Annotated in this window: 23 protein-coding genes; 17 read left to right on the plus strand and 6 right to left on the minus strand. The window is 63.1% G+C overall.

Translation table 11 applies throughout. The annotated features are described in order from the left end of the window. Positions 1-55: 55 nt before the first annotated feature. Positions 56-1096, minus strand: coding sequence for a zinc-dependent alcohol dehydrogenase family protein (locus NJC40_RS22810; RefSeq protein WP_253142554.1), 1041 nt, complete (start codon positions 1094-1096; stop codon positions 56-58). A gap of 145 nt (positions 1097-1241) precedes the next feature. Here NJC40_RS22810 and NJC40_RS22815 point away from each other — a divergent pair, with 145 nt between their 5' ends. The 4 genes from NJC40_RS22815 to NJC40_RS22830 all read left to right on the plus strand — a co-directional run bounded on the left by NJC40_RS22815 (position 1242) and on the right by NJC40_RS22830 (position 3683). Beyond that, positions 1242-1724, plus strand: coding sequence for an Lrp/AsnC family transcriptional regulator (locus NJC40_RS22815; protein ID WP_045492180.1), 483 nt, complete (start codon positions 1242-1244; stop codon positions 1722-1724). 96 nt (positions 1725-1820) lie between these two features. Next, a complete protein-coding gene (locus NJC40_RS22820) occupies positions 1821-2531 on the plus strand; it encodes an AzlC family ABC transporter permease (protein WP_045492182.1) in 711 nt (236 codons plus the stop codon). After that, positions 2528-2839 carry an AzlD domain-containing protein gene (locus tag NJC40_RS22825; RefSeq protein WP_253116675.1) on the plus strand — a complete coding sequence of 104 codons (312 nt, stop codon included), beginning with the start codon at positions 2528-2530 and terminating at the stop codon, positions 2837-2839. The genes NJC40_RS22820 and NJC40_RS22825 overlap by 4 nt, the downstream gene beginning before the upstream one ends. Positions 2840-2849: 10 nt before the next feature. Further along, positions 2850-3683 (plus strand): AraC family transcriptional regulator, encoded by an 834-nt coding sequence (locus tag NJC40_RS22830; protein ID WP_253142555.1) that lies wholly within the window; start codon positions 2850-2852, stop codon positions 3681-3683. Between the two features lie 21 nt (positions 3684-3704). On the opposite strand, the gene NJC40_RS22835 is transcribed toward NJC40_RS22830, so the two are convergent. Beyond that, the gene (locus NJC40_RS22835; protein WP_253142556.1) at positions 3705-5042 is read right to left on the minus strand and encodes an OprD family porin; all 1338 of its coding nucleotides are present in this window, start codon (positions 5040-5042) and stop codon (positions 3705-3707) included. A 326-nt stretch (positions 5043-5368) separates the two neighbouring features. Here NJC40_RS22835 and accB point away from each other — a divergent pair, with 326 nt between their 5' ends. The 10 genes from accB (at position 5369) to NJC40_RS22885 (ending at position 13863) form a co-directional block, all read left to right on the plus strand. Then, positions 5369-5839, plus strand: a complete 471-nt coding sequence (gene accB, locus NJC40_RS22840; RefSeq protein ID WP_045492189.1) for an acetyl-CoA carboxylase biotin carboxyl carrier protein — start codon at positions 5369-5371, stop codon at positions 5837-5839. A gap of 5 nt (positions 5840-5844) precedes the next feature. Continuing rightward, a complete protein-coding gene (accC, locus tag NJC40_RS22845) occupies positions 5845-7200 on the plus strand; it encodes an acetyl-CoA carboxylase biotin carboxylase subunit (protein WP_253142557.1) in 1356 nt (451 codons plus the stop codon). 1 nt (position 7201) lies between these two features. Next, entirely contained in the window at positions 7202-7627 is a 426-nt protein-coding gene (locus tag NJC40_RS22850) for an acetyl-CoA carboxylase biotin carboxyl carrier protein (RefSeq protein ID WP_253142558.1), read from the plus strand. A 4-nt stretch (positions 7628-7631) separates the two neighbouring features. Then, positions 7632-8399: a LamB/YcsF family protein gene (locus NJC40_RS22855; protein ID WP_253116687.1), complete on the plus strand. Its 768-nt coding sequence runs from the start codon at positions 7632-7634 to the stop codon at positions 8397-8399. Positions 8400-8530: 131 nt separating this feature from the next. Beyond that, entirely contained in the window at positions 8531-9274 is a 744-nt protein-coding gene (locus NJC40_RS22860) for an SDR family oxidoreductase (RefSeq protein WP_253142559.1), read from the plus strand. 100 nt (positions 9275-9374) lie between these two features. Then, positions 9375-10076, plus strand: a complete 702-nt coding sequence (locus NJC40_RS22865) for an amino acid ABC transporter permease (protein WP_045494901.1) — start codon at positions 9375-9377, stop codon at positions 10074-10076. Positions 10077-10082: 6 nt separating this feature from the next. Next, positions 10083-10841 carry an amino acid ABC transporter permease gene (locus tag NJC40_RS22870; protein WP_045492196.1) on the plus strand — a complete coding sequence of 253 codons (759 nt, stop codon included), beginning with the start codon at positions 10083-10085 and terminating at the stop codon, positions 10839-10841. Positions 10842-10855: 14 nt separating this feature from the next. Then, on the plus strand, positions 10856-11584 hold the full coding sequence (locus NJC40_RS22875) for an amino acid ABC transporter ATP-binding protein (RefSeq protein ID WP_045494904.1): 729 nt from the start codon (positions 10856-10858) through the stop codon (positions 11582-11584). Positions 11585-11658: 74 nt separating this feature from the next. Then, positions 11659-12492 carry a transporter substrate-binding domain-containing protein gene (locus NJC40_RS22880; protein WP_045492198.1) on the plus strand — a complete coding sequence of 278 codons (834 nt, stop codon included), beginning with the start codon at positions 11659-11661 and terminating at the stop codon, positions 12490-12492. 168 nt (positions 12493-12660) lie between these two features. Then, a complete protein-coding gene (locus NJC40_RS22885) occupies positions 12661-13863 on the plus strand; it encodes a pyridoxal phosphate-dependent aminotransferase (protein WP_253142560.1) in 1203 nt (400 codons plus the stop codon). A 74-nt stretch (positions 13864-13937) separates the two neighbouring features. On the opposite strand, the gene NJC40_RS22890 is transcribed toward NJC40_RS22885, so the two are convergent. The 3 genes from NJC40_RS22890 to NJC40_RS22900 are packed head-to-tail and all read right to left on the minus strand — an operon-like array spanning position 13938 to position 17161. Then, positions 13938-14906, minus strand: coding sequence for a 5-oxoprolinase subunit C family protein (locus tag NJC40_RS22890; RefSeq protein ID WP_253142561.1), 969 nt, complete (start codon positions 14904-14906; stop codon positions 13938-13940). After that, on the minus strand, positions 14903-15604 hold the full coding sequence (gene pxpB / locus NJC40_RS22895; protein ID WP_253142562.1) for a 5-oxoprolinase subunit PxpB: 702 nt from the start codon (positions 15602-15604) through the stop codon (positions 14903-14905). Before pxpB ends, NJC40_RS22890 begins: the two co-directional genes overlap by 4 nt. Before the next feature lie 36 nt (positions 15605-15640). Next, on the minus strand, positions 15641-17161 hold the full coding sequence (locus tag NJC40_RS22900; RefSeq protein WP_253142563.1) for an MFS transporter: 1521 nt from the start codon (positions 17159-17161) through the stop codon (positions 15641-15643). Between the two features lie 277 nt (positions 17162-17438). Here NJC40_RS22900 and nac point away from each other — a divergent pair, with 277 nt between their 5' ends. Beyond that, on the plus strand, positions 17439-18356 hold the full coding sequence (nac, locus tag NJC40_RS22905; RefSeq protein WP_045492208.1) for a nitrogen assimilation transcriptional regulator NAC: 918 nt from the start codon (positions 17439-17441) through the stop codon (positions 18354-18356). A gap of 33 nt (positions 18357-18389) precedes the next feature. On the opposite strand, the gene NJC40_RS22910 is transcribed toward nac, so the two are convergent. After that, positions 18390-19403 (minus strand): bile acid:sodium symporter family protein, encoded by a 1014-nt coding sequence (locus tag NJC40_RS22910; protein WP_253116700.1) that lies wholly within the window; start codon positions 19401-19403, stop codon positions 18390-18392. A 238-nt stretch (positions 19404-19641) separates the two neighbouring features. Here NJC40_RS22910 and NJC40_RS22915 point away from each other — a divergent pair, with 238 nt between their 5' ends. Together NJC40_RS22915 and NJC40_RS22920 are read left to right on the plus strand one after the other, a co-directional pair. Next, complete coding sequence (locus NJC40_RS22915) at positions 19642-20343, plus strand: DUF3053 domain-containing protein (RefSeq protein ID WP_045492211.1); 702 nt, start codon at positions 19642-19644, stop codon at positions 20341-20343. 135 nt (positions 20344-20478) lie between these two features. Beyond that, entirely contained in the window at positions 20479-21558 is a 1080-nt protein-coding gene (locus NJC40_RS22920; protein WP_253142564.1) for a metal-dependent hydrolase, read from the plus strand. Positions 21559-21651: the final 93 nt, after the last annotated feature.

Here is a 21651-nt window from a genome sequence, read left to right on the forward strand (position 1 = left end):
CCATAGCTGAACTTGACCTGCCCTGGCATGCATCGGTCGGCGGCGGCCGTAATGATCAGAACTGCGTCACCACCGTCACCCCGGCAGTTTCAAAGCGGTCCATATTGACCAGCGCGTCAATCGACTGCTCCAGGCTGATGGTCTTGCCCACCAGTTTTTCGGGGGCCAGTTTGCCGGAGTTGATCATGTCGAGCATCGCGCCGTAGCGGTGCGCCTGCATGCCGTGGCTGCCATAGATTTCCAGCTCATGGGCGATCACCTTGCTCATCGGGATGGCCGGCGTGCTGTGGTCGGCGAGCATCAGCCCGACCTGCACGTGCTTGCCGCGGCGGCGCAGGTTGTTGATGGAGTTGAAACAGGTGGTCGGGTGGCCTAGGGCATCGAGTGACACATGCACGCCGCCGCCGCTGATGTCCTGCACCGCTTCGGTGACGTTGGCCACCTGCCGGGCATTGACCGTGGCCACCGCCCCCAGCGAACGCGCCAGGGCCAGTTTGTGGTCGGCAATGTCGATGGCAATCACGTTGGCACCAATCGCGTGAGCGATCATCACCGCCGACAGCCCCACCCCGCCACAACCATGCACCGCCACCCATTGCCCGGCGCTGACCTTGCCCTGATCGACCACCGCGCGGAACGAGGTGACAAACCGGCAGCCAAGGCTGGCTGCGGTGGCGAAATCCATGCTCTCTGGCAGCGCCACCAGGTTCAGGTCGGCCTGATGAATACCGACATATTCGGCAAACGACCCCCAGTGGGTGAAGCCCGGCTGGAACTGGCTGTAGCACACTTGCTGGTTGCCGCTGTTGCACTCCGGGCACGCGCCGCAGCCGCCCACGAACGGCACAGTGACGCGATCACCGACTTTCCAGCGGGTCACGTGCCGGCCCACTGCCGCGATGACACCGGCCAGCTCGTGGCCGGGGATGTGCGGCAACTGGATATCCGGGTCGTGGCCCTTCCAGCCGTGCCAGTCGCTGCGGCATACACCCGTGCCGAGCACTTGCACCACGACACCGTGCGCCTCAGGCGTCGGGTCATCGACCGTCATCAGCCGCGGGGCGGCGTTAAAGGCTTCATAGACAACAGCTTTCATGGCAATTCCTCAAGCGGGTGACAGGTCATGACGACGCGAAGAATTATGACCAAACGGCCTGAAATTACTTTGCAGATTACCGTTGACGGTGGCGCACTACTGAAAATAGCCTTCATTCAACCGAACAAAAATGAAGAGTTACTCCATGCTGAACCCCCTCGACAAGCTGGATCTTGCAATCACTGACCGCCTGCAACGTGATGGTCGATTATCGAACGTCAAACTCGCCGAGCAGTTGGCAATGAGCGAAGCCTCGTGCTGGCGCAAGCAGAAGCGCCTTGAAGACAGCGGGGTGATCGAGGGTTATCAGGCAATCCTCAATCGCAAGAAACTCGGCCTCGGCGTCATGGCCTTCGTGCAGATTTCCTGCGCCGACCACAGCGAAGAAACCACCGCGCAGTTCGAAAAAATCATTGAGTCGGCCCCGCAGGTGCTGGCCTGCCACAACACCACCGGCGAAGCGGACTTTCTGTTGCAGGTGGTGGCCCGTGACCTGGACCACTACAGCCGCTTCGTCGAAAAGGTGCTGCGCAAACTGCCGGGGGTGACCAGCATTCGTTCGAACCTGTCGCTGCGCGAGCTGAAAACCACCAATCGCTTGCCGGTGACTGACCTGCTGAACATCTGAACAGCACCGCAAGATCGTTCAAGACAGCGCCGTGAGCTCTATAGCACCATCGCTGCCCCGCCCGCTTTGAAGGTTGTGATACACGTGTTGAATACGATGCTGGTTGATTGCAACGCCAACCGGGCGTTCTACAAAGGCGCGATGGCGGTGCTGCCACTGTCGTTTGCCTGCGCCCCCTGGGGTTTGCTGGTCGGCTCGCTGGCCATCGGTGCCGGTTTCAGCCCGCTGCAAGGCCAGAGCTTCTCGCTGATTGTGTTTGCCGGCGCGGCGCAACTGGTGGCGATCGGCATGATCAAGAGCGGCGCCAGCTTGCTGTCGATCCTGATCACCACCCTGCTGCTCACCTCGCAGCATCTGCTGTATGCCCTGCATATGCGCCCGAGCATCGCCCCCCTGTCGCCACGCTGGCGACTGGGCCTGGGCTTTCTGCTGACCGATGAGTTCTTTGCCCTCAACAGCCAGCCACGCAGCGTGGCCTTTGACCGCTGGTATGCCCTCGGGGCGGGTTTTACCTTCTACGTGGCGTGGAACATCTTCACCCTGATTGGCCTGCTGTTGGGCCGCAGCATTCCAGACCTTGAGTCGCTGGGCCTGGAGTTTTCGATTGCCGCGACCTTTGTCGCGCTGGTCACCCCCTTGGTCAAATCGGTGCCGGTGGTGGTCTGCGTGGCGGTGTCGCTGATGTGTTCGGTGTGGTTTTCCTGGCTGGGCTGGCAATCGGCACTGGTGCTGTCGGGGCTGGCCGGGATGCTGGCCGGCTTCAGCGTCAAATGCCTGATGCAGGACACGACGGAGCGTCAGCCATGATCTGGGTGGTGATTGTGGGCATGGGTGCGATTGTGTTCTTCAACCGCTATGTGTTTCTTGAACCGCGCCTGCCGCTGCGGCTGGGCAAACACACTCGCGACTTTCTCGGTTTCGCGGTCCCGGGGATGCTCACTGCGATCTGCGGCCCGCTGATTTTCATGCCCGGCCAGCAACTGGACCTGTCGCTGTTCAACCCGTACCTTGTCGGCAGCCTGTGCGCGATCATCTGCATGCTCTGCACACGCCGGGTACTGACCAGCGTGGTGTTGAGCATGGGCGTGTTTTACTTGCTGCGCTGGCTGGGCTGACAGGATCTGTATGACGCTAAACGCTGAACAGACACGCTTCTGGCAATCCCCGGTACTGGGCGGGGTCGAGCTGCTACGCGCGCAGTATGTGCAGCAGAAATTCGCCCCCCATGTGCATGACAGCTTCGTTTTCACGGTCATCGAGTCCGGGGCCCAGCGGTTCAGGCATCGTGGCGCTGACCACCTGGTGAGCACCGGCGGTATGGTGCTGATCAACCCGGATGAAACCCATACCGGCGCCACCGCCCATGAACAGGGCTGGCGCTATCGGGGCTTCTACCCGCAGCAGGTGCAACTGGCCGGGATCCTCGCGGAGCTGGACATTGCCTGCCCTGGCACGGCGGGGTTTGCATCGAGCGTCGTGATGGACACCGACGTGGCTGCGGCGTTTTTGCAGGTTCATCGGCTGGCTGAACAGCAGGCCAGCGCCCTGCAGTTACAAACGCTATGGCGCGAAGCGGTGTTCAGCTTGTTCAAGCGCCATGCCCGCCTCGGTTCGGCCTTGCAGCCTGGCAAAGAACCGCTGGCAGTGCGCCGTGCCCAAGAACTGTTGCTGGCCCGCCTGGCCGACCCGCCGTCGCTGCAAGCGCTGGCCGCAGAGGTCAACCTGTCGCCGTTTCACTTTGCCAGGGTGTTCAGCGCCGCCACGGGCGTCAGCCCGCACCATTGGCTGATGCAGCAACGCCTGGCCGGTGCACTGAGCCTGCTCAGAAGCGGCGCGCTGCCAGCGGTGGTGGCGGCCGAACTGGGCTTTGCCGACCAGAGCCACTTGACCCGCCAGTTCAAACGCGCCTACGGCATCGGGCCGGGCGCATTTCGGGCCGGGCTGGCCGGCACACGTTAGCCTTGCGGCAAGCGGTATGGGTCAGAACAGGTTGACCGGATAATCGATGATCACCCGATACTCATCGGTGTCACGCTGCATGTCGGTGCGAAACACGCCATAACGCAGTTGGGTGTTCAGCCCCTTGGCCGGGCCGCTCTGTACCACGTAGCCCAGGGTTGCGTCGCGGGCCCATTCCTGCCTGTCGCCGGTGGCGGTCTTGATGTGATCGCCATTGTAGTAGGTCGTACGGAACGTCAGCCCCGGCACGCCCAACCCGGAGAAGTCATAGGCATAGCGCACTTGCCAGGAACGCTCGCCGGCCCGCTGGAACTTGCCCGACATGGTTTCGGTGATGAAGTTACTGGTGGTGCCGGCCCCTTCGTTGACCCACACCGCATCGCTGTCACCGTTGACCTGCTGATAACCGGCACCAAACAGATGACCGCCCAGTGCGTAGGTGAACAAGATACTGCTCAAGCGGCTGTCAACTTCACCACGAGTGCGACCATTACCGTAATAACCGCTGCTGTAGTAATCCGGGTCATTGCCATTGGCGCCGGACGAGCTGTTATTGTAATGACGAATATCGGTGGTCAAACGACCCGGCCCCAGCGGCACGGTATAAACGGCACCGAGAAAGTGCTGATTATAAAAATCTTCCAGTTGCGCGAGGTAATACTGCAGGCTCAGATCCGGTGTCGCTTTATAAGTACCACCGGCATACAGAAACTGGTTTACATGGGTGCTGCGGGCAGTGTTGATACCGGGATTGACCGGGTCGACGGTGGCGTTGGAGCCGGCGATCGACAGCCCTTCCCAGTCGGTCGAACCACGTTCCTTGACATGGTCGATGCGCCCTGCTGTGAGGGTCAGTTTGTCGATGTCTTTCGACTCCACCTGAAAGCCATTGAAGGTCTGAAACACCAGGCGATCACTGGCGATCAGAATCGGCAGGCGGGGCTGCAACGTACCGTAGCGGAACTCGGTCTTGCCGATGCGCGCCTTGAGCGTCGGGCCCAGGCTGGCGAAGTCGTCCACCGCCCGGCCGTCGCTGTCGGTGGGGAAAATATTGCCGTTGCTGGCACTGCTGGTGGGGTTGTAATGACGGCCCTTGCCCGAGTCCAGACGAATGCCGAGCATGCCCACCGCATCAAGACCAAAACCGATCGGCCCTTCGGTAAAACCGGAGCTGTAGTTGAGCACGAAGCCCTGCCCCCATTCCTGGGTGTAGTTGGGATCGGCCGCACCATCGCGATTATCGACCTGGCTGAAAAAGTTGCGCACCAACAACGTGGCGTGACTGTCGTCGATAAACCCTGCTGCCTGGCTTTGTTGTGCAATACATAATGCCAATAAACCCAACGAATATTTTTTCATCGTGGACTCCCCGCCCCATTATAAGAAGTTTGTACTGGCAGGCTGCGCGAACGCAGCAAAGTGGAAATATCCGCCTGTTATGTAATAGGTAAGTGGCCGGTTGGTCCTGGCTTGTCAGCGGTATTTACACGCTACTCAGGCCGGCACCGGCAGCGTTAAGACAAAGTTCTTCTGATTGGATAGGAAACACTTATGACCCGAAAACCGCGAATGTCATAAGTCGTGCTTATCACCCCACCTGCAAAGCCTCTTGGCCCTGCCCGCTGCGCGCTGGATAGAGTGGCGTCATTCCTGCATTTTTGCGCCAGCCGCCAAAGGGCCCAACGATGGATCAACACCGTATCAAAGACCTGATCGACCTTATTGGTGCGTCAGACCTGACCGAACTGAGTCTCAGCGAAGGCGGCAGCCACCTGCACCTGGCGCGCCACGGCCGCCGGGCTGAAACCCGCAGCGCGCCGCTGCACTCATCCACCGCCGCCCCTCAACCCACCCAGGCCCCGAGCGCCTGCTCGGGCACTGAGGCCACGCCGCAGCCCCCCATCGCCGCCACCCACGAAGAGGTGCGCTCGCCCCTGTATGGCGTGCTGCACCTGACGCCCTCGCCTGATGAACCGGCGTTCGTTCAGCCGGGCGATACCGTCAGCGCCGGCCAGACCCTGTGCATTGTCGAGGCCATGAAAATGTTCCATCAGGTCAGCGCGCCGGCGGCCGGCACGGTTAAAACGGTGCTGGGGCAGTCCGGCACGGAAGTCGAACGCGGCCAGCCGCTGTTTCACATCGCCAAGGCGGGGTAACCGACATGTTCGATACCGTTCTGATCGCCAACCGGGGCGAAATCGCCCTGCGCATTCAGCGCGCCTGTCATCAACTGGGCCTGAAGACCGTGATGGTCTACTCCCAGGGCGATGCCGGCGCGGCCTATCTGCAACATGCCGACCAGGCGCTGTGCATCGGTCCTGCGGCCCCCGGACAAAGCTATCTGGACAGTCGGGCTGTTATTTATGCCGCGCTGGCCAGTGGTGCCCAGGCCGTGCATCCGGGCTATGGCTTTTTGTCGGAGAACGCCGCCTTCAGCCAGGCCGTGAGCGATGCCGGCCTGACCTTCATCGGCCCGGACGCCGCGTGCATCCGGCGCATGGGCGACAAGGTGGCGGCCAAACGCGCCATGCTTGAGGCCGGCGTACCCTGCGTACCCGGCCCACAAGGGGCGCTGCCCGAGGAGCGCGAGCGCATTGAAACGATTGCCCTGGAGATCGGCTACCCGGTGATCATCAAGGCTGCCGGCGGCGGTGGTGGCCGGGGCATGCGTGTGGTGCACAGTGCCGCCGAGCTGCTGCCTGCCGTCAGCCTGACCCGCGAAGAAGCCCGCCGCGCCTTTGGCAACCCCGAGCTGTACATGGAGAAATTTCTCGGCCACCCGCGCCATGTCGAGATCCAGGTGTTGTGCGACCGCCACGGTAACGGTGTGTGGCTGGGCAGCCGCGACTGCTCGCTGCAACGTCGTCACCAGAAGGTGCTGGAAGAGGCACCGGCACCGGGTATCGATGCCCAGGCACTGGCGCAGGTGGGCCAGCGCTGCGTTGAAGCCTGCCGCCTGATCGGCTATCAGGGTGTGGGCACCTTCGAGTTTCTCTATGAAGACGGCGAGTTCTTTTTCATCGAGATGAACACCCGCCTGCAGGTCGAACACCCGGTCACCGAGATGACCACCGGCATCGACATCGTCGAACAGCAACTGCGCGTGGCCAAGGGTGAAGTACTCAGCCTGCGCCAATCCGACATCGTCACCCAGGGGCACGCTCTGGAATGCCGGATCAACGCCGAAGACCCGCAAACCTTCATCCCGACCCCCGGCACGGTGACCCGCTGGGACCTGCCGGGGGGTATCGGCGTGCGTATCGACTCGCATGTGTGCGCAGGCTACAAGGTGCCGCCCTACTACGACTCGATGATCGCCAAGGTCATTACCCACGGCGCCACCCGCGAACAGGCGCTGGCCCGCATGCGTACCGCCCTGGCGCAGTTTGCGGTCGAGGGCATCAGCACCAACCTGCCGCTGCACCGGCAGATCGTCACCGACAACGCCTTTGTCGCCGGTAGCGTGGACATTCATCACCTGGAGCGCTGGCTGAGTACACGCCAGGCGGAGAGCTGAAATGCGCATTGAGACAATCCGCCAACTGGCCGGCTGGATGAGCCAGGCCGGGCTGAGCAGCCTGGAGTTCAAGCAAGACGGTTTCGAGTTGCGTCTGGTACGCCCGGCCAGCCAACCGGCCCTGGCCGCCAATCCGCCCATCAGCGACGCGCCAGCCGCTGCGCCGATAGCGGCTGCAGCCAAGCCTGAAGTGGCCGCCATGGCGACCCTGTGCGGGCACTTCCACGCCCGTCATCCGGCCCGCGAGCAGCCACTGGTGACGCCCGGACAAACCGTGAACGTCGGCGACACCGTCGGCGTGATCGCGGTCGGCAGCCTGTTGCTGCCGGTGACCGTACAGCACGCCGGCATTGCCGGCGATTACCTGATCGAAGATGGCGAGCGGGTGGAATACGCCACCCCGGTGCTCGCCCTGGCGGGAGAGTGACTTCATGAAAATCGACTTGAATGCAGACCTGGGCGAAGGCTTCGGCCCCTGGACAATGGGCGAAGACGATGCCCTGATGGAGATCATCTCGTCCGCCAATGTCGCCTGCGGCTTTCACGCCGGCGACCCGCTGATCATGGACAAGACCGCGCGCCGGGCGCTGGCCGCAGGCATCGACCTGGGAGCCCACGTCGGCTACCCCGACCTGCTCGGCTTCGGTCGCCGGCCGATCCAGGTCGACACTGCTGAATTGCAAACCTGGGTGACCTACCAATTGGCCGCCCTGGCGGGCATGGCGAGGGTTGCCGGGCACCGGATGACCCACATGAGTTTCCACGGCGCACTGGGCAACCGGGTGGCCGCCGACGCGGCCCTGGCCGACGCCCTGCTGGGCACAGTGGCCGCCTTCGACCGCGAGCTGATCGTCAGTTCCTCGACCAGCGTGGCCATGCAACAGGCTGCCGACCGCCATGGCCTGCGCCTTGCACTGACCTTTCTGGCCGACCGCGCCTGCGACAAGGACGGCCTGCTGGTGCCCCGCGCCCTGCCCGACGCGGTGATCAAGGACCCGCAGCGCGTGCGCGAACGGGTCCGGCAATTTCTCCAGCAAGGCACCGTCACCTGTTACACCGGTGAAATCATTGAGGTCCCGGCCTGTTCGATCCTGCTGCACGGCGACACCGCCAACGCCCTTGAGCTGGCGCGCAGCATCCGCACCGAAATCGAGCATGCCGGCGGGGTGATTGCCCCGATTTCGCACCTGATGGCGTGACAGGCCGGTAACGATAAGAAAGCCTTATCACCCAACAGCCAAACCCTCTTGGCGCCCGTTTCAGCAGCTCCTTACAGTCACTGCATGCCCATTGGCAGTGACCCAGACAATTATTCGATGAGGAACCGGCCATGCCATTTTCCGACTACACCACTGCGCTGGTCACCGGCGCATCTTCCGGCATCGGCGCCGCCACGGTCGAGCGCCTGAGCCGCGAAGGTATCAAGGTGCATGCACTGGCCCGCAGTGCCGACAAACTGGCCGAACTGGCCGAGCGCACCGGCTGTGTCGTCCACGCCGTGGACGTCGCCGACCTGGATGCGCTAACCCGTACTGTCGAAGGCCTGCAGATCGATATTCTGGTCAACAACGCCGGTGTCGACCGGCCCGGCTCGATTCTCAATGCGACCGCCGAGGGTATTGACGCGCTGATCGACGTCAACCTGCGCGCCGTACTGCACTTGACCCGCCTGCTGGTGCCGGGCATGGCCGAGCGTGACCGGGGCCATGTGATCAACATCAGCTCGATTGCGGCGGCCTACAATTTCGGCGGCAACAGCACCTACCACGCCACCAAGGCCGCCGTGAGCATGCTGTCGCGCAACCTGCGCATCGACCTGTTCGGCAAGCGCGTGCGGGTCACCGAGATCTGCCCCGGCCGGGTCGCCACCGACATCTTCGAACACGTGCACGGCAACGCCGCCGAAACCCGCGCCAAGTTCATTGACGGCTTCGAGTTACCGGTGGCCGAGGACATTGCCGGGGCGATTGCCTTCGCCATTGCCGCACCGGTTGCGATGAACGTCGGGCACATGGAAATCACCCCAACGCTGCAAGTACCAGGCGGCCTGCAAACCACCCGCCCGCAGCACTGAAACCCGCGCCATTACCGGACAAGAGCGGCCACCTTGAGTGAGCCGCCACCCCACCGGTGAAGAATTCGCTTACTGCCCCGGACCCGACTGGGTGACCTTTATGATGAAAGACTTCGACCTGGGGCCAATCCTGACGGGCGAGTACGCCGAGCTGCTGCTCAAGGGCGCGGCCATGACCCTGCAGTTGATGCTGTATGCCTGGTTGCTGGCGATGTCGCTGGCGTTTGTACTGGTAGTGATCCGCCTGACCGGCAAGGCGCTGCCCGAACGCCTGGTGGCCGGCTACGTGTCGTACCACCGCAACGTGCCGACCCTGGTGCAACTGATGCTCTGGTACTTCGGCGTGCCGACCCTGCTGCCTGAATCAACCCAACTGTGGCTGGCCAATTTCAGCACCGAGTTCATCTTTGCGGTGATTGCGCTGGGCCTGTGCCAGGCAGCGTACTTCTGTGAAGACCTGCGCGCCGGACTGCGCGCCATTCCAGACGGCCAGAATGAAGCGGCTCGTGCACTGGGCATGGGCTACCTGCGCTCGATGCGCTACGTGATCCTGCCGCAAGGGGTGCGCAACGCCCTGCCCTCGCTGATCAACCACACCGTACTGCTGTTCAAGAACACCAGCCTGGCCATGGCCATCGGCGTCGTTGAACTGACCTACGCGACCCGCGAGGTCGAGAACTACACCTTCCGCACCTTCGAATCCTTCCTGGTCGCCACCCTGGGCTACCTGGCGGTGTCGCTGTTGCTAATGGGTATCGGCGCGCTGATCGCGCGGCGTTTCGATCTGGCCAAGGCGAGGTAATCCGGCATGTTCGAGGTATTCAAAATCGTTCACGAGCACTGGGAACTGCTGCTCATCGGCCAGTACCCGCACGGCCCGATCGGCGGCCTGGTCAATACCCTGATGCTCTCGGCGCTGGCCCTGCTGCTGGCGTTTCCGTTGGGCATCGTGCTGGCCATCGCACGCATCTCGCCGTTCGCCTGGCTGCGTGCGCCGGCCACCGTGTGGGTTTACGTGCTGCGCGGCATCCCGCTGATCATGGTGATCTTCTGGACCTACTTTCTGGTGCCCTTGCTGATCGGCCACAACATCAGCGGCTTCGCCACCATGCTGTGCACCCTGGTGATCTACCAGAGCGCCTACCTGGCGGAGATCGTGCGCGCCGGGATCGAGGGCCTGCCAAAGGGCCAGTTCGAGGCTTCGCGGGCCCTGGGCATGGGCTATTTCCGCACGCTGGGCTGGGTGATCCTGCCACAGGCGCTGTACAACGCCTTGCCCAGCCTGATCAGCCAATTCGTGTCGATCATCAAGGAAACCACCCTGGGCTACATGATCAACGTGCAGGAGATGACCTTCGCCGCCAACCAGATCAACAACCAATTACTGACCAAGCCGTTCCAGGTCTACGCGATTCTGGCGGTCACCTACTACTGCCTGTGCTACAGCCTGACCCGCCTGGCCACCCATGTGGAGCGACGCATCGAACGCAAGCGCCAGGGCGACCGTGGCCAGACACCCGGCGCCGCGCTCAGCACTGCGCTGCCTTCTTCCCAAGCTTCGAGATAACCGCCATGAAACCACTGATCATGTTTGCCAATGTCGACAAGTGGTACGGCGAGTACCGCGCGCTGACCACCATCAACGCCGAAATCCGCCAGGGTGAAGTGGTGGTGGTGTGCGGCCCGTCCGGGTCGGGCAAGTCGACGCTGATCCGCACCGTCAACCGTCTGGAAGCCATCCAGAGCGGCCAGATTCTGTTCGAAGGCCACGACATCCATGGCACCGACGCCAACCTCAACCGGCTGCGCAGCCGCATCGGTTTTGTGTTCCAGAGCTTCAACCTGTTCCCGCACCTGTCGGTGCTCGACAACATCATCCTCGCCCCGACCAAGGTCAAGGGCCTCAAGGGTGCAGCCGCCAGACAGCGGGCCATGCAACTGCTCGACCGGGTCGGTATGGCGCACAAGGCCGGCAGTTATCCGGGCCAGTTGTCCGGCGGCCAGCAGCAACGGGTGGCGATCGCCCGGGCGCTGGCCATGGAGCCGCCGGTGATGCTGTTCGACGAGCCGACCAGCGCGCTGGACCCGGAAATGGTCGGTGAAGTGCTGCAGGTCATGCGCGGCCTGGCCAAGGACGGCATGACCATGATGTGCGTGACCCACGAGATGAACTTCGCCCGCGAGGTCGCCGACACCATCTGGTTCATGGACGCCGGCCAGATCCTGGAGCGCGCCACCCCCGAGGTGTTTTTCAGCAAACCGCAACATCCACGGGCGCAGCGCTTTATCAGCGACCTGCGCGCTCACTGAGTTCCCCGAGTCGCCACAGAGCGACCACGCCCTACCCCCACTGCCGGCCATTGTCTTATTCGAGGATCATTGCGATGCGTATCAAACAAGCCCCGTTGGCCCTGATGTTGCTCCCCCTGCTGGCCGCCACCGCCCACGCCGACCAATGGGCCGATATCCAGGCCAAACAGTCGATCAGCTGTGGCGTGTACTCCGACGTGCCGCCCTTTGCCTCGCCCAACCCGCAAAGCCGTGCACTGGAAGGCATGGATGTCGACCTGTGCACTGCGCTGGCCAAACACCTGGGCGTCAAACTGGAGCTCAAGCCGCTGTCGGGTGAAGCCCGGGTGCCTGAGGTGAAGATGGGCCGCGTCGATGTGGTGATCGCCAACCTGGCCTACACCAAGACCCGCGCCCAGCAGATCCAGTACTCCGACCCCTACTACGTGGCCAAGGAAGTGCTGGTGGTCAAGGCGCCGCTGGCTGACAAGCCGCGTTCGTACTTTGCCGGCAAGCGCATCAGCGCCACCAAGGGTTCGACCTCGGAGCAATCGATTCGCCTGGCCGACGCGGTACCGGTGACCTTCCAGGACACCGGCTCCGCCTACCTGGCAGTGCAGCAGAACAAGGTGCTGGGCGTGGTGACCAACACCATGTCGGCGAAAAAACTGGTGAGCCAGGCCAAGGCCGGCGGGGTCGACCTGGGCATCGTTGCCGAGCCGATGGCCCTGGAGCCGGTGGGCGTGGGCATGAAGCTCGAAGAGCCGGCGCTGCTGGCCAAGGTCAACGATGCGTTGTACGCCATGGACAAGGCCGGCGAGATCGACCAGATCTGGAGCAAATGGATCGGCCCGGCCACCGAGTACAACATGGTCCGTGAAGAGCGCGTGCAGAAGCTCGCCGACATGCAGTTCCAGGCCCTGGAATAACCCCGCCCAGCTCCGACACCCCGGCGCAAGGCCGGGGGTGTTTGCTGTTGGCGACCTGCACACAGCCATCCAGAAATCTTATGACCCGACAACAAAGCGCTATTGGAGCCTGCCGACAGGCCGCTCTTATGCTGTGCCTTGCCCGTTAACCCCCTCAAGAAGCCGCCCATGCCCACTTTTGCCGATCGTTTGAAAAACGTCTCTGTGTCCGCCTCTGTCGCCATGACCCAGAAAGCCCGTGAACTCACCGCCCAGGGCGTCAAGGTCATCAGCCTGTCGTCGGGCGAGCCAGACTTCCCCACCCCGCCCCACGCCATTGCGGCCGCCCATGCTGCCGCGCTGGCCGGTGACACCAAATACCCGGCCATCGAAGGGACCCCGGCGCTGAAAATGGCCATCCAGCGCAAGTTCCAGCGTGATAACCAACTGACCTATGAGCCGAACCAGATCCTCGTCGCCGGGGGCGGCAAGCAGGTGATCTTCAATGCCATGCTCGCCACCCTCAACCCCGGCGATGAAGTGGTGATCCCGACCCCGGCGTGGATCAGCTACGCCGACATCGTCAAGTTCGCCGGTGGGGTACCGGTGCCGGTGCCGTGCAGCCAGGCCAACAACTTCAAACTGCAGCCTGAAGACCTCAACGCCGCCATCACCCCACGCACCAAGTGGCTGCTACTCAACTACCCAAGCAACCCCACCGGCTCCGCCTGCTCGCGCGCCGAAATGGCCGCCATCGCCGAGGTCATGCTGCACCACCCCGAGGTGTGGATCATGACTGACGACATGTACGAGCACTTGATCTACGACGGCTTCGAGTTCTGCACCATCGCCGCTGTCGAGCCGCGCCTGTATGAACGCACCCTGACCGTCAACGGCGTGTCCAAGGCCTATGCCATGACTGGCTGGCGGATGGGCTACTGTGGCGGCCCGCAAGAACTGATTCGCGCCGTAAGTAACGTCAACACGCAAAACAGCGGCGGCGTCTGCACCCTGACCCAGGCCGCTGCCACCGCAGTGCTCAACGGCCCACAGGAGCTACTGGCCGAGCGCGCCGGGGTCTACCAGCAACGTCGCGACTACGTGCTGGGCCGCCTGGCTGACATCCAGGGCCTGAGCTGCCACAAGCCCGAAGGGGCGTTCTACCTGTTCCCCAACATCGCCGAATTTATTGGCCGCACCAGCCGCGGCGGACGCAAGATCGGCAACGACACCGACTTCTGCATGGCGCTGATGGAAGAGCACCACGTAGCAACGGTACAAGGCGCGGCCTACGGCCTGTCGCCCTTCGTGCGGCTGTCCTATGCCACCAGCCAGGCCATGCTGGAGCAAGGCTGCGACCGCATCGCCGAGTTCTGCGCCGGCCTGCGCTGATCGGCAAGCACAAAAAACCGCCGGTATCGGCGGTTTTTTGTGCTTTCCAAACGCTGCCGACAACCGGCACGGCGTCAGAAAATCGCCCGCAACCGCTGCACATCCTCCAGATAAGCCTCGATGGCCTGCTCGGCGGCAATCGCCTCTTGGGGACCTGCCTCGACAAACCGGATACGACTGCCGATGGCGGCCTGGCCGAGTCGCCACAGATCGGCGTCGATGACCCCGGCAATCTTCGGATAACCGCCGGCGGTGTTGGCGTCGCTGAGCTGGATGATCGGCTCGCCTCCCGGCGGCACCTGCACCACGCCTGGCACCAACCCGTAAGAGCGCATCTCCATGGTGGTGTGCGGCACGATCGGCTCGCCGCTCAGGCGGTAGCCGGTGCGGTTGCTCTGCGCCGAGATTTTCCAGGGCTGACGCCAGAAACGCTGCTGGTCGCGCTCGAACAACCCATATTCACCGGCGGGTATAGCGCGCAGCAACACGGTGCCATCCGGGTCGCTGGCAAAGACCTCGGCCATGGCCTGCACGGGGGGCCGCACGCCAAGCCCACCTGCCGGCAGCGGTAAGGCCGCCGTGGCGCCTGTTGCCAGCACATCACCGGCCTGCAACACGCGGCCTTCGAAGCCGCCAAAGCCGCCGCGCAACGAGGTGCTGCGCGAGCCCATCAGCTCCGGCACATCGATGCCGCCGGCCACACACAGGTAGACCCGCGCGCCGCTGCGCGGGTAGCTGATACTCAGGGTCTGACCGGCCTTGACCGTTACCGCCCACCACGGCAACAGCGGTTGATCATCCAGTTGCGCCTGACCATCGGCACCGGTCAGCGCGATCGCGGTATCGGCGCCAAATCGCACTCGTAAAGGGAAGGTCTGCACCTCCAGCGCCGCCAGGCCGTCGGGGTTGCCCAGCAAGCGGTTGCCGACCCGCAACGCCAGGCCGTCCATGGCGCCGCTGATCGCCACGCCAATATTGCGATACAGCGAGCGCCCGAGGTCCTGCACGGTATTTTGCGGGCCGGTGGTTAGCACTTCGATCACAGTTCAATCCTCTCGGGCACGAAACGCAGGGTGTCACCCGGGGCCAGCAACGCAGGTTGCGCGGCCTGGGGGTCGAACATCGGGGTATGGGCAAAGCCGATCGAGTTCCAGCCATTGGGGCCATCCAGCACGGCAATGCCCGACTGCATACCGCCAATGGTGACCATGCCTTTGAGCATGTTCAGTGACGGGACCTTCTTGCGCGGCATGTAGATGGCCGGGTCCAGCCCCCCGAGATAACCAAAGCCCGGCGCGCTGGCGACGGCAAACACGCTGTATTGGCCCTGGTGATGGCGGCGAATCACTTCGGCGTCGCTCAGGCCGCTGAACTCACACAGCGCCGGCAGGTCAATCGCGTGCTCGCCGCCGTAGACCACCGGCACCTCGATCAACCGGCCACTGCGATGCAACGGGTCGGCCTCGCGCCACAACTGCTGCAACTCGGCAAACACCGCTTGCGGCTGCAAGGGTATGGCGCTGAACACCACCAGCAGGTTGGTCATACCAGCGATGGTGGCTTGCACATCACCGCGTTGTTCCAATGACTGCGCCAGGGCCCAGATACGCCGCTGGGTTTCAAGTTCCAGCGCGCCAGGGGCCTCCAGCAGGTAGGCCCGGGCACCGATCATCGAAACACGGGCAAGCGCTTCGGGCAGATGGGCCGCAGGCGTCGATACGACCTGCGCGGTTAGGGTCATGATTCACTCCTTGGGCGAGAACGATAATGGGGTAACTCAACGCAGGGCGCGGCGCTCGCCAAGGTCAACCGCCGGCAGCCGGCTCATCACCAGCAAAGCCAGCAAGGCGCACAAGGCGCAGCCCAGCAGCCCGCTACCCAGCGCCTGAACCAGGGCCTGGCGGGCCAGTTGCAGCTCAGCCATCGGCAACTCGCCGGCCGCGCTCATCAACACCTGAGGATCGGCCAGCCGGGCCAGCGCGTGCAGATCGCCGCTGGCCTGCAGGGCGACCTGCACGTAGCGGGCGTAGAGCAGGTTGACCAACGAGGCCATCAGCGCAGTACCGAGCAGGCCGCCGACCAGGCGCAGCGACTGCTGCAGCGCCGTGGCGATGCCCAGGTATTGGCGCTCGGCGAGGGTCTGGGTGAACACCGTGAGGTTGAGAAATACAAAACCCAGGCCAAGGCCGGCTAGCAGAATCAGCCCCAGCAAGGTATTGAACCCGGCCTCTCGCCCCACTGCGGCCAGTGCGGCGCAGGCACACAACAACGCGGTAAAACCGCCCAGCGGCAGCCAGTTGGGGTTGGCCAGACGGGTCATCAGCCGGCTGTTGACGATGGCCCCCAGAGTGATGCTCAGGGCCAGCGGGGTGATCAGCAGCCCCGCCTCTGCCGGGCTGTAGCCGTAGCCGCCCTGCAGCAACAGCGGCAGGTAAAACAGCAAGGTAAACATCACCCCACCGGCCAACACCGCCAGCACAAACAACAGGCGTACGCTGCGGTCGGCAAACAACGCTCCCGGCAGCAGCGGATTGGGGCAGCGTCGCTGCTGCCAGATCAGCCCCAGCCAGGCCGCCAGGGTGATGGCTGCCAGGACCAGGCTGGTGGCCGCACTGCCATTGCCCAGGTGCTCGACGAACAGTTGCAAGCCGCCCAGGCTGAGCACCACCAACAGCGCCCCGAGCCAGTCCAGACGCACCGGCGCGCTGCGCTGTGGCCGGTACCAGGGCAGATAGCGCCAGGCAAAAAACAGCGCTAGCGCGCCCAGCGGCAGGTTCAGCCAGAACACCGAGCGCCAGCCGAACTGCCCGGTCAGGTAGCCACCCAGGCCCGGGCCGATCGAGTTGATCACGCTGAACATCGTACTGAGCAGCATCTGCCAGCGCAGACGCTGTGCGGTATCCGGGAACAGCTCGGGCACACAGGCAAACGCGGTCCCCACCAGCATGCCGCCACCGATGCCCTGCATGACTCGCCCGGCCACCAGCCACGGCATGCTCGGGGCCAGCGCACAGACCAGCGAAGCCAGGGTAAACAGGACGGTGGCCGCCAGCACGAACGGTTTGCGGCCAAAATAGTCGCCGAGGCGGCCAAACACCGGGATGGTCACGATGGACGCCAGCAGGTAGCCGGTGGCAACCCAGGCATAGAGTTCAAAGCCCTGCAGCTGGGCGACGATACTCGGCAGGGCATTGCCAATCACGGTCTGATCCAGTGCCGAGAGCATCAGCACCAGCGACACCCCCAGCATGGCGAGCAGGGCTTGGCGAAAAGTCAGGGCAGCAGGTTCGGCGATCATCGAGTACTCGGGCCAGCGGCAAAAAAACGGTCACCTGGCCACGTTACGGACCCCGGAGCCGGAGGCAAAAGAGGAGTTCGCTCTGTACGGATAAGCCAGCCTTATGACCGCCCGCAGCCGCCTTTCAGGCGGCAAGCGTTGTGCACGCTGACGGGCACGCCCCGCGCTGGCGCCCGACAATGGCGCACCGGGTGCCATAGGCAGCGCTTATGACCGCCTCAGGGGCTGGCCCGCTGCTTGCTACGCGTACCGGACCGTATACGCGAGTACTGCTGACATGAACCTGCGCCGCCTCAAATATTTCGTGAAGATCGTCGACATCGGCAGCATGACCCAGGCCGCCGACATTCTGCACATCGCCCAGCCGGCCCTGAGCCAGCAACTGGTGACGCTGGAGGCCGAGATGCAGCAGCAATTGCTGATTCGCACCAAGCGCGGCGTGACGCCCACCGAAGCCGGCAAGGTGCTCTACGCCCATGCTCAGTTGATTCTGCGTCAGTGCGACCAGGCCATGAGCGATGTCACCTCCAGCAGCCGTGCCCTGTGCGGCAACGTCTCGGTCGGGCTGGCGCCTGGCACCGCGGCCTCAAGCCTGTCAGTACCGCTGATGCGCCGGGTACGCGAACTGCATCCGGGCATCACCCTGTACCTGAACGAAAACTTCGGCACCACCCTCAGCGAACTGATCATGAACGGTCGCATGGACATGGCCGTGCTGTACGGCGGCCGCGAGATTCATGGCTTGTCATTCGCCCCGCTGCTGCGCGAGCAGTTGTACCTGGTCAGCGGTGAGGCGCGCTTTGCCGACCTGCCGCAGATTCCACTGGCAGCGGTGGCCGGGCTGGACCTGCTGCTGCCACGCCCCTACAACGTGATGCGCCGCCTGGTCGACGAGGCGTTCAGCCAGGCCGGGCTGAGTGCCACGGTGATCGCTGAAGTGGAGTCGGCCACCACCTTGGCCAGCGCAGTGGGCGAATGCTTTGCCTCGACCATCCTGCCGGAGTCTGCGGCGCGCGCGCTCCGTGAGCATCAGGACGTTCATCTTTGTCGCATCGTCGACCCCGGCATCGAAGCACCGCTGACCCTGTGCCTGTCAGGCCATCTGCCGCTGTCGGTGCCGGCCCAGGCCGTCAAGGGTATCCTGCTGGAATTGATCGCACAGATGCGCGGCACCCTGAGCAGCGCCCGGGACTGAGCGCTGCGCAGGGCGTGGAGGTCAAGCGTGAGGTCAGCCCTTGACCGCGCTTGCGGGTACCTTGTCAGCCACTACCAGCGGCGCTTCAGGCCGACGTGCGTAGCGCTGCGCCAGCCAGGCGCAGACCATCAACTGGATCTGGTGGAACAGCATCACCGGCAGAATCAGCAAGCCGATCGTGCTACCGGCAAACAGTACCTGGGCCATGGGTACGCCGGTGGCCAGGCTCTTTTTCGAGCCGCAGAACAAAATGGTGATACGGTCTTCAACACTGAAGCCCAGCAATTTGCCCAGCAGCGCAGTGATGCCCAGGGCGATGGCAAGCAGTACGCAGCACCCCAGCACCACCCAGAGCAGCATCACAGGCGGCACCTGTTGCCACAAACCGCCAATCACGGCAGCACTGAATGCCGAGTAGACCACCAGCAGGATCGAGCTCTGGTCGACGTACTTGAGCCAGTTCTTGTTGCGCCCCACCCAGTTGCCGATCCAGCGCCGGGCGATCTGACCGGCAATGAACGGCACCAGCAGTTGCAGGCTGATCTTGCGGATCGCTTCCAGGGTCGAGCCACTGTCACCGTGCACGTTCATCAGCAAGGCCACCAGCAACGGCGTGAGGAAGATACCGATCAGGCTGGAGGCTGCCGCACTGCAAATGGCCGCCGGGATATTGCCCCGTGCCAGGGACGTAAAGGCAATCGCCGACTGCACGGTAGCCGGCAGCGCACAGAGGTACAGAAAGCCCAAGTACAGCTCAGTACCCACCAGCGGTTGCAACACCGGCTTCATTGCCAGCCCGAGCAGCGGGAACAGGACGAAGGTGCAGCAGAACACCAGCAAATGCAGGCGCCAGTGGCCGGCACCGGCCAGAATGGCTTCGCGTGACAGCTTGGCGCCGTGCAGGAAGAACAACAGGGCGATGGCGATGTTGGTGATCCAGTCGAACGCCACGGCAACCTGGCCACTGGCCGGCAGGAAGGTGGCGGCGACGACCACCGCAAGCAACGTGAGCGTGAAGTTGTCCGGCAAGAAACGCGAACGGGCCATGGGTAAAGGTCCTTATGAGCAAAATAGCCTGCACACCTTAACGCTGATTGGATGTTCCGGCTAACGCGACAATGGCATCAAATGTCGATTAACGGACAATCTGCGCAGTTTGATGGCCTTATGGAACCTAACAACGGCACCTGCGTCCTATGCCCGGCAACCGGCAAGCACCCGGTTGACCCTGCGCAGGCACACCGTTGCCGCGCCTGTGCCACATCCCACTGGAGTCATCATCGACATGAACGTCTCGTTCCGCCCGCACTGGCTGCTCGCCCTCGCCCTGCCCCTAGCCCTGATCGCCTGCGGCAATGACGAACCCAAGCAGCGCGCAGCTTTTACCGAGTTCCTGCAAACCCGCATCGTCGACAAACCCGGTGTCCGGGTGCCCAAGCTGACCGCCGAAGAGTCCAAGTCGTTTGGCGACTACACCCGCCATTACGCAGTGATCAGCGATTTCAACGGTGACATGGACACGGCAGCCAAACCGCTCAGCGGCCTTTTGCAAAAAGGTGCAGTGCGTTCGCTCAACGATGTGATCGACCGCCGCGAAGACATCAAGACCGCGCAGGCCGGTCTCAACGACATGGGCGTGCAGCTCAAGGAGCACAAGGCCAAGGCCGACAGCGCCCACGCCCAGCTCAAGCAGCCAGACGATTTGAAGGTGGTGTATGACAAGGCCTATGCAAAGACCGTGAGCGTGCCGGCCGATACCTTTCTGGAGGTTCTGCCGCAGATCAATGGCACCCTGGACAGCAGCCTGAAAGTTGCTGACTACGTGACCGCGCACAAAGAGCAGATCGATATCAAAGGCCCGGTGGTCACTGTCAAGGATCCGAACGTACAGGCAGAGTTGAATACCCTGCTGCAGGAACTCAACAGCCAGGCGCAAGCCGTGCAGAAGGCCCAGCAGAAGTTGCAGGGTGTGATGCTCGGGCGTTGATTCTCGCACAGCGGCGCTGCGCTGCTGCGCCGTCCTGGCACAGTAGCGCAGTCATAGGCTGTAACGTTCCAGCAATTGCGGTAACGAATCTGCCGTGGGTAGATTTCCGTGAACCTCTATTCAGGAAGCCAACCATTGGACTCTCTCACCCAGGCTGTGCTCGGTGCCGCCATTCAAGGTACGGTCTTGGGCCGCGTACAGGGCAGGCGTTCGTTGCTGTATGGCGCAGCATTAGGCACGCTCCCCGACCTGGATGTGCTGATCAGGTACGCTGACCCCGTGTCGCAGATGACCTTCCATCGCGGCTTCTCGCACTCTGTCTTTGTCCTTACAGCGCTTGCCCTGCTGCTGGCCTGGGGGGTTCATTGGCTAGCCAGGCGGCGCTGGCCGGATAAGGGCTATACCTATACCAGACTGTTCGTGGCCTTCTGGCTGGTACTGCTGACCCATCCGCTGCTCGACTCATTCACGGTCTTTGGAACCCAACTGTTCTGGCCGTTGCAGTGGGTGCCAGAAAGCTGGTCAGCGGTTTTCATCATTGATCCTGTCTACACCGTGCCACTGCTGGCGGCTGTTAGCTACGCGCTGGTCAAAGGTCTTGCCGGACGTGCGACCTATGTCATGGGAACGGCGCTGTTGCTGAGCACGGCTTACCTTGGCTTGTGCCTGGCGGGCCGGGTGGTCATCGAGCAGCGGTTTGCCTCGGTGCTGAGCCAGCAAGGTGTCATCGTAGCTGACGTGCGCGCGGTCCCGATGGCGTTCAACAGCCTGGTATGGCGGGTAATGGCCAAGGCGCCGAATGGGGAGTACTACGAGGGTGTGAGCAGCATCTTTGACCGGGCGCCCCCGGAAATGCAGCGCCATCGTTTCAACCTTGAACTGGCCAAGCCGCTGACCGACGTGCCGTTGCATGATCGGCTGCGCTGGTTCACCGATAACTGGCTGCGGTACGACATCGTTGCCGGGGGCTTGATCGTCACCGACCTGCGCATGGGTACGCCTGGCAACTACACCTTCCGCTTCAAAATGGCCCAGCGCAATGCCGCTGGCAGTTGGGAAGCAATCACCCCCCAGAGGCATCGCAGTGCGGGCCCTGATGCTCTGTTCAATCGCCAGGACCTCAGCCTGATCTGGCAGCGCATCCTCGATCAACAGCCACCGCTGCCTTTGGCAGCATGGACCAGCAGATACCTGGCTGAGACCGAGGGGCAGTGAGCACAAACACTGCATGCCTTTGTGGGAACGAGCTTGCTCGTGAAGGGGCCGGTAAAGTCACAGCAGATGTAGTGTTTTCACTGGCCTCTTCGC

This window comes from Pseudomonas sp. 21LCFQ02, from assembly GCF_024129895.2.
GTDB lineage: Bacteria > Pseudomonadota > Gammaproteobacteria > Pseudomonadales > Pseudomonadaceae > Aquipseudomonas.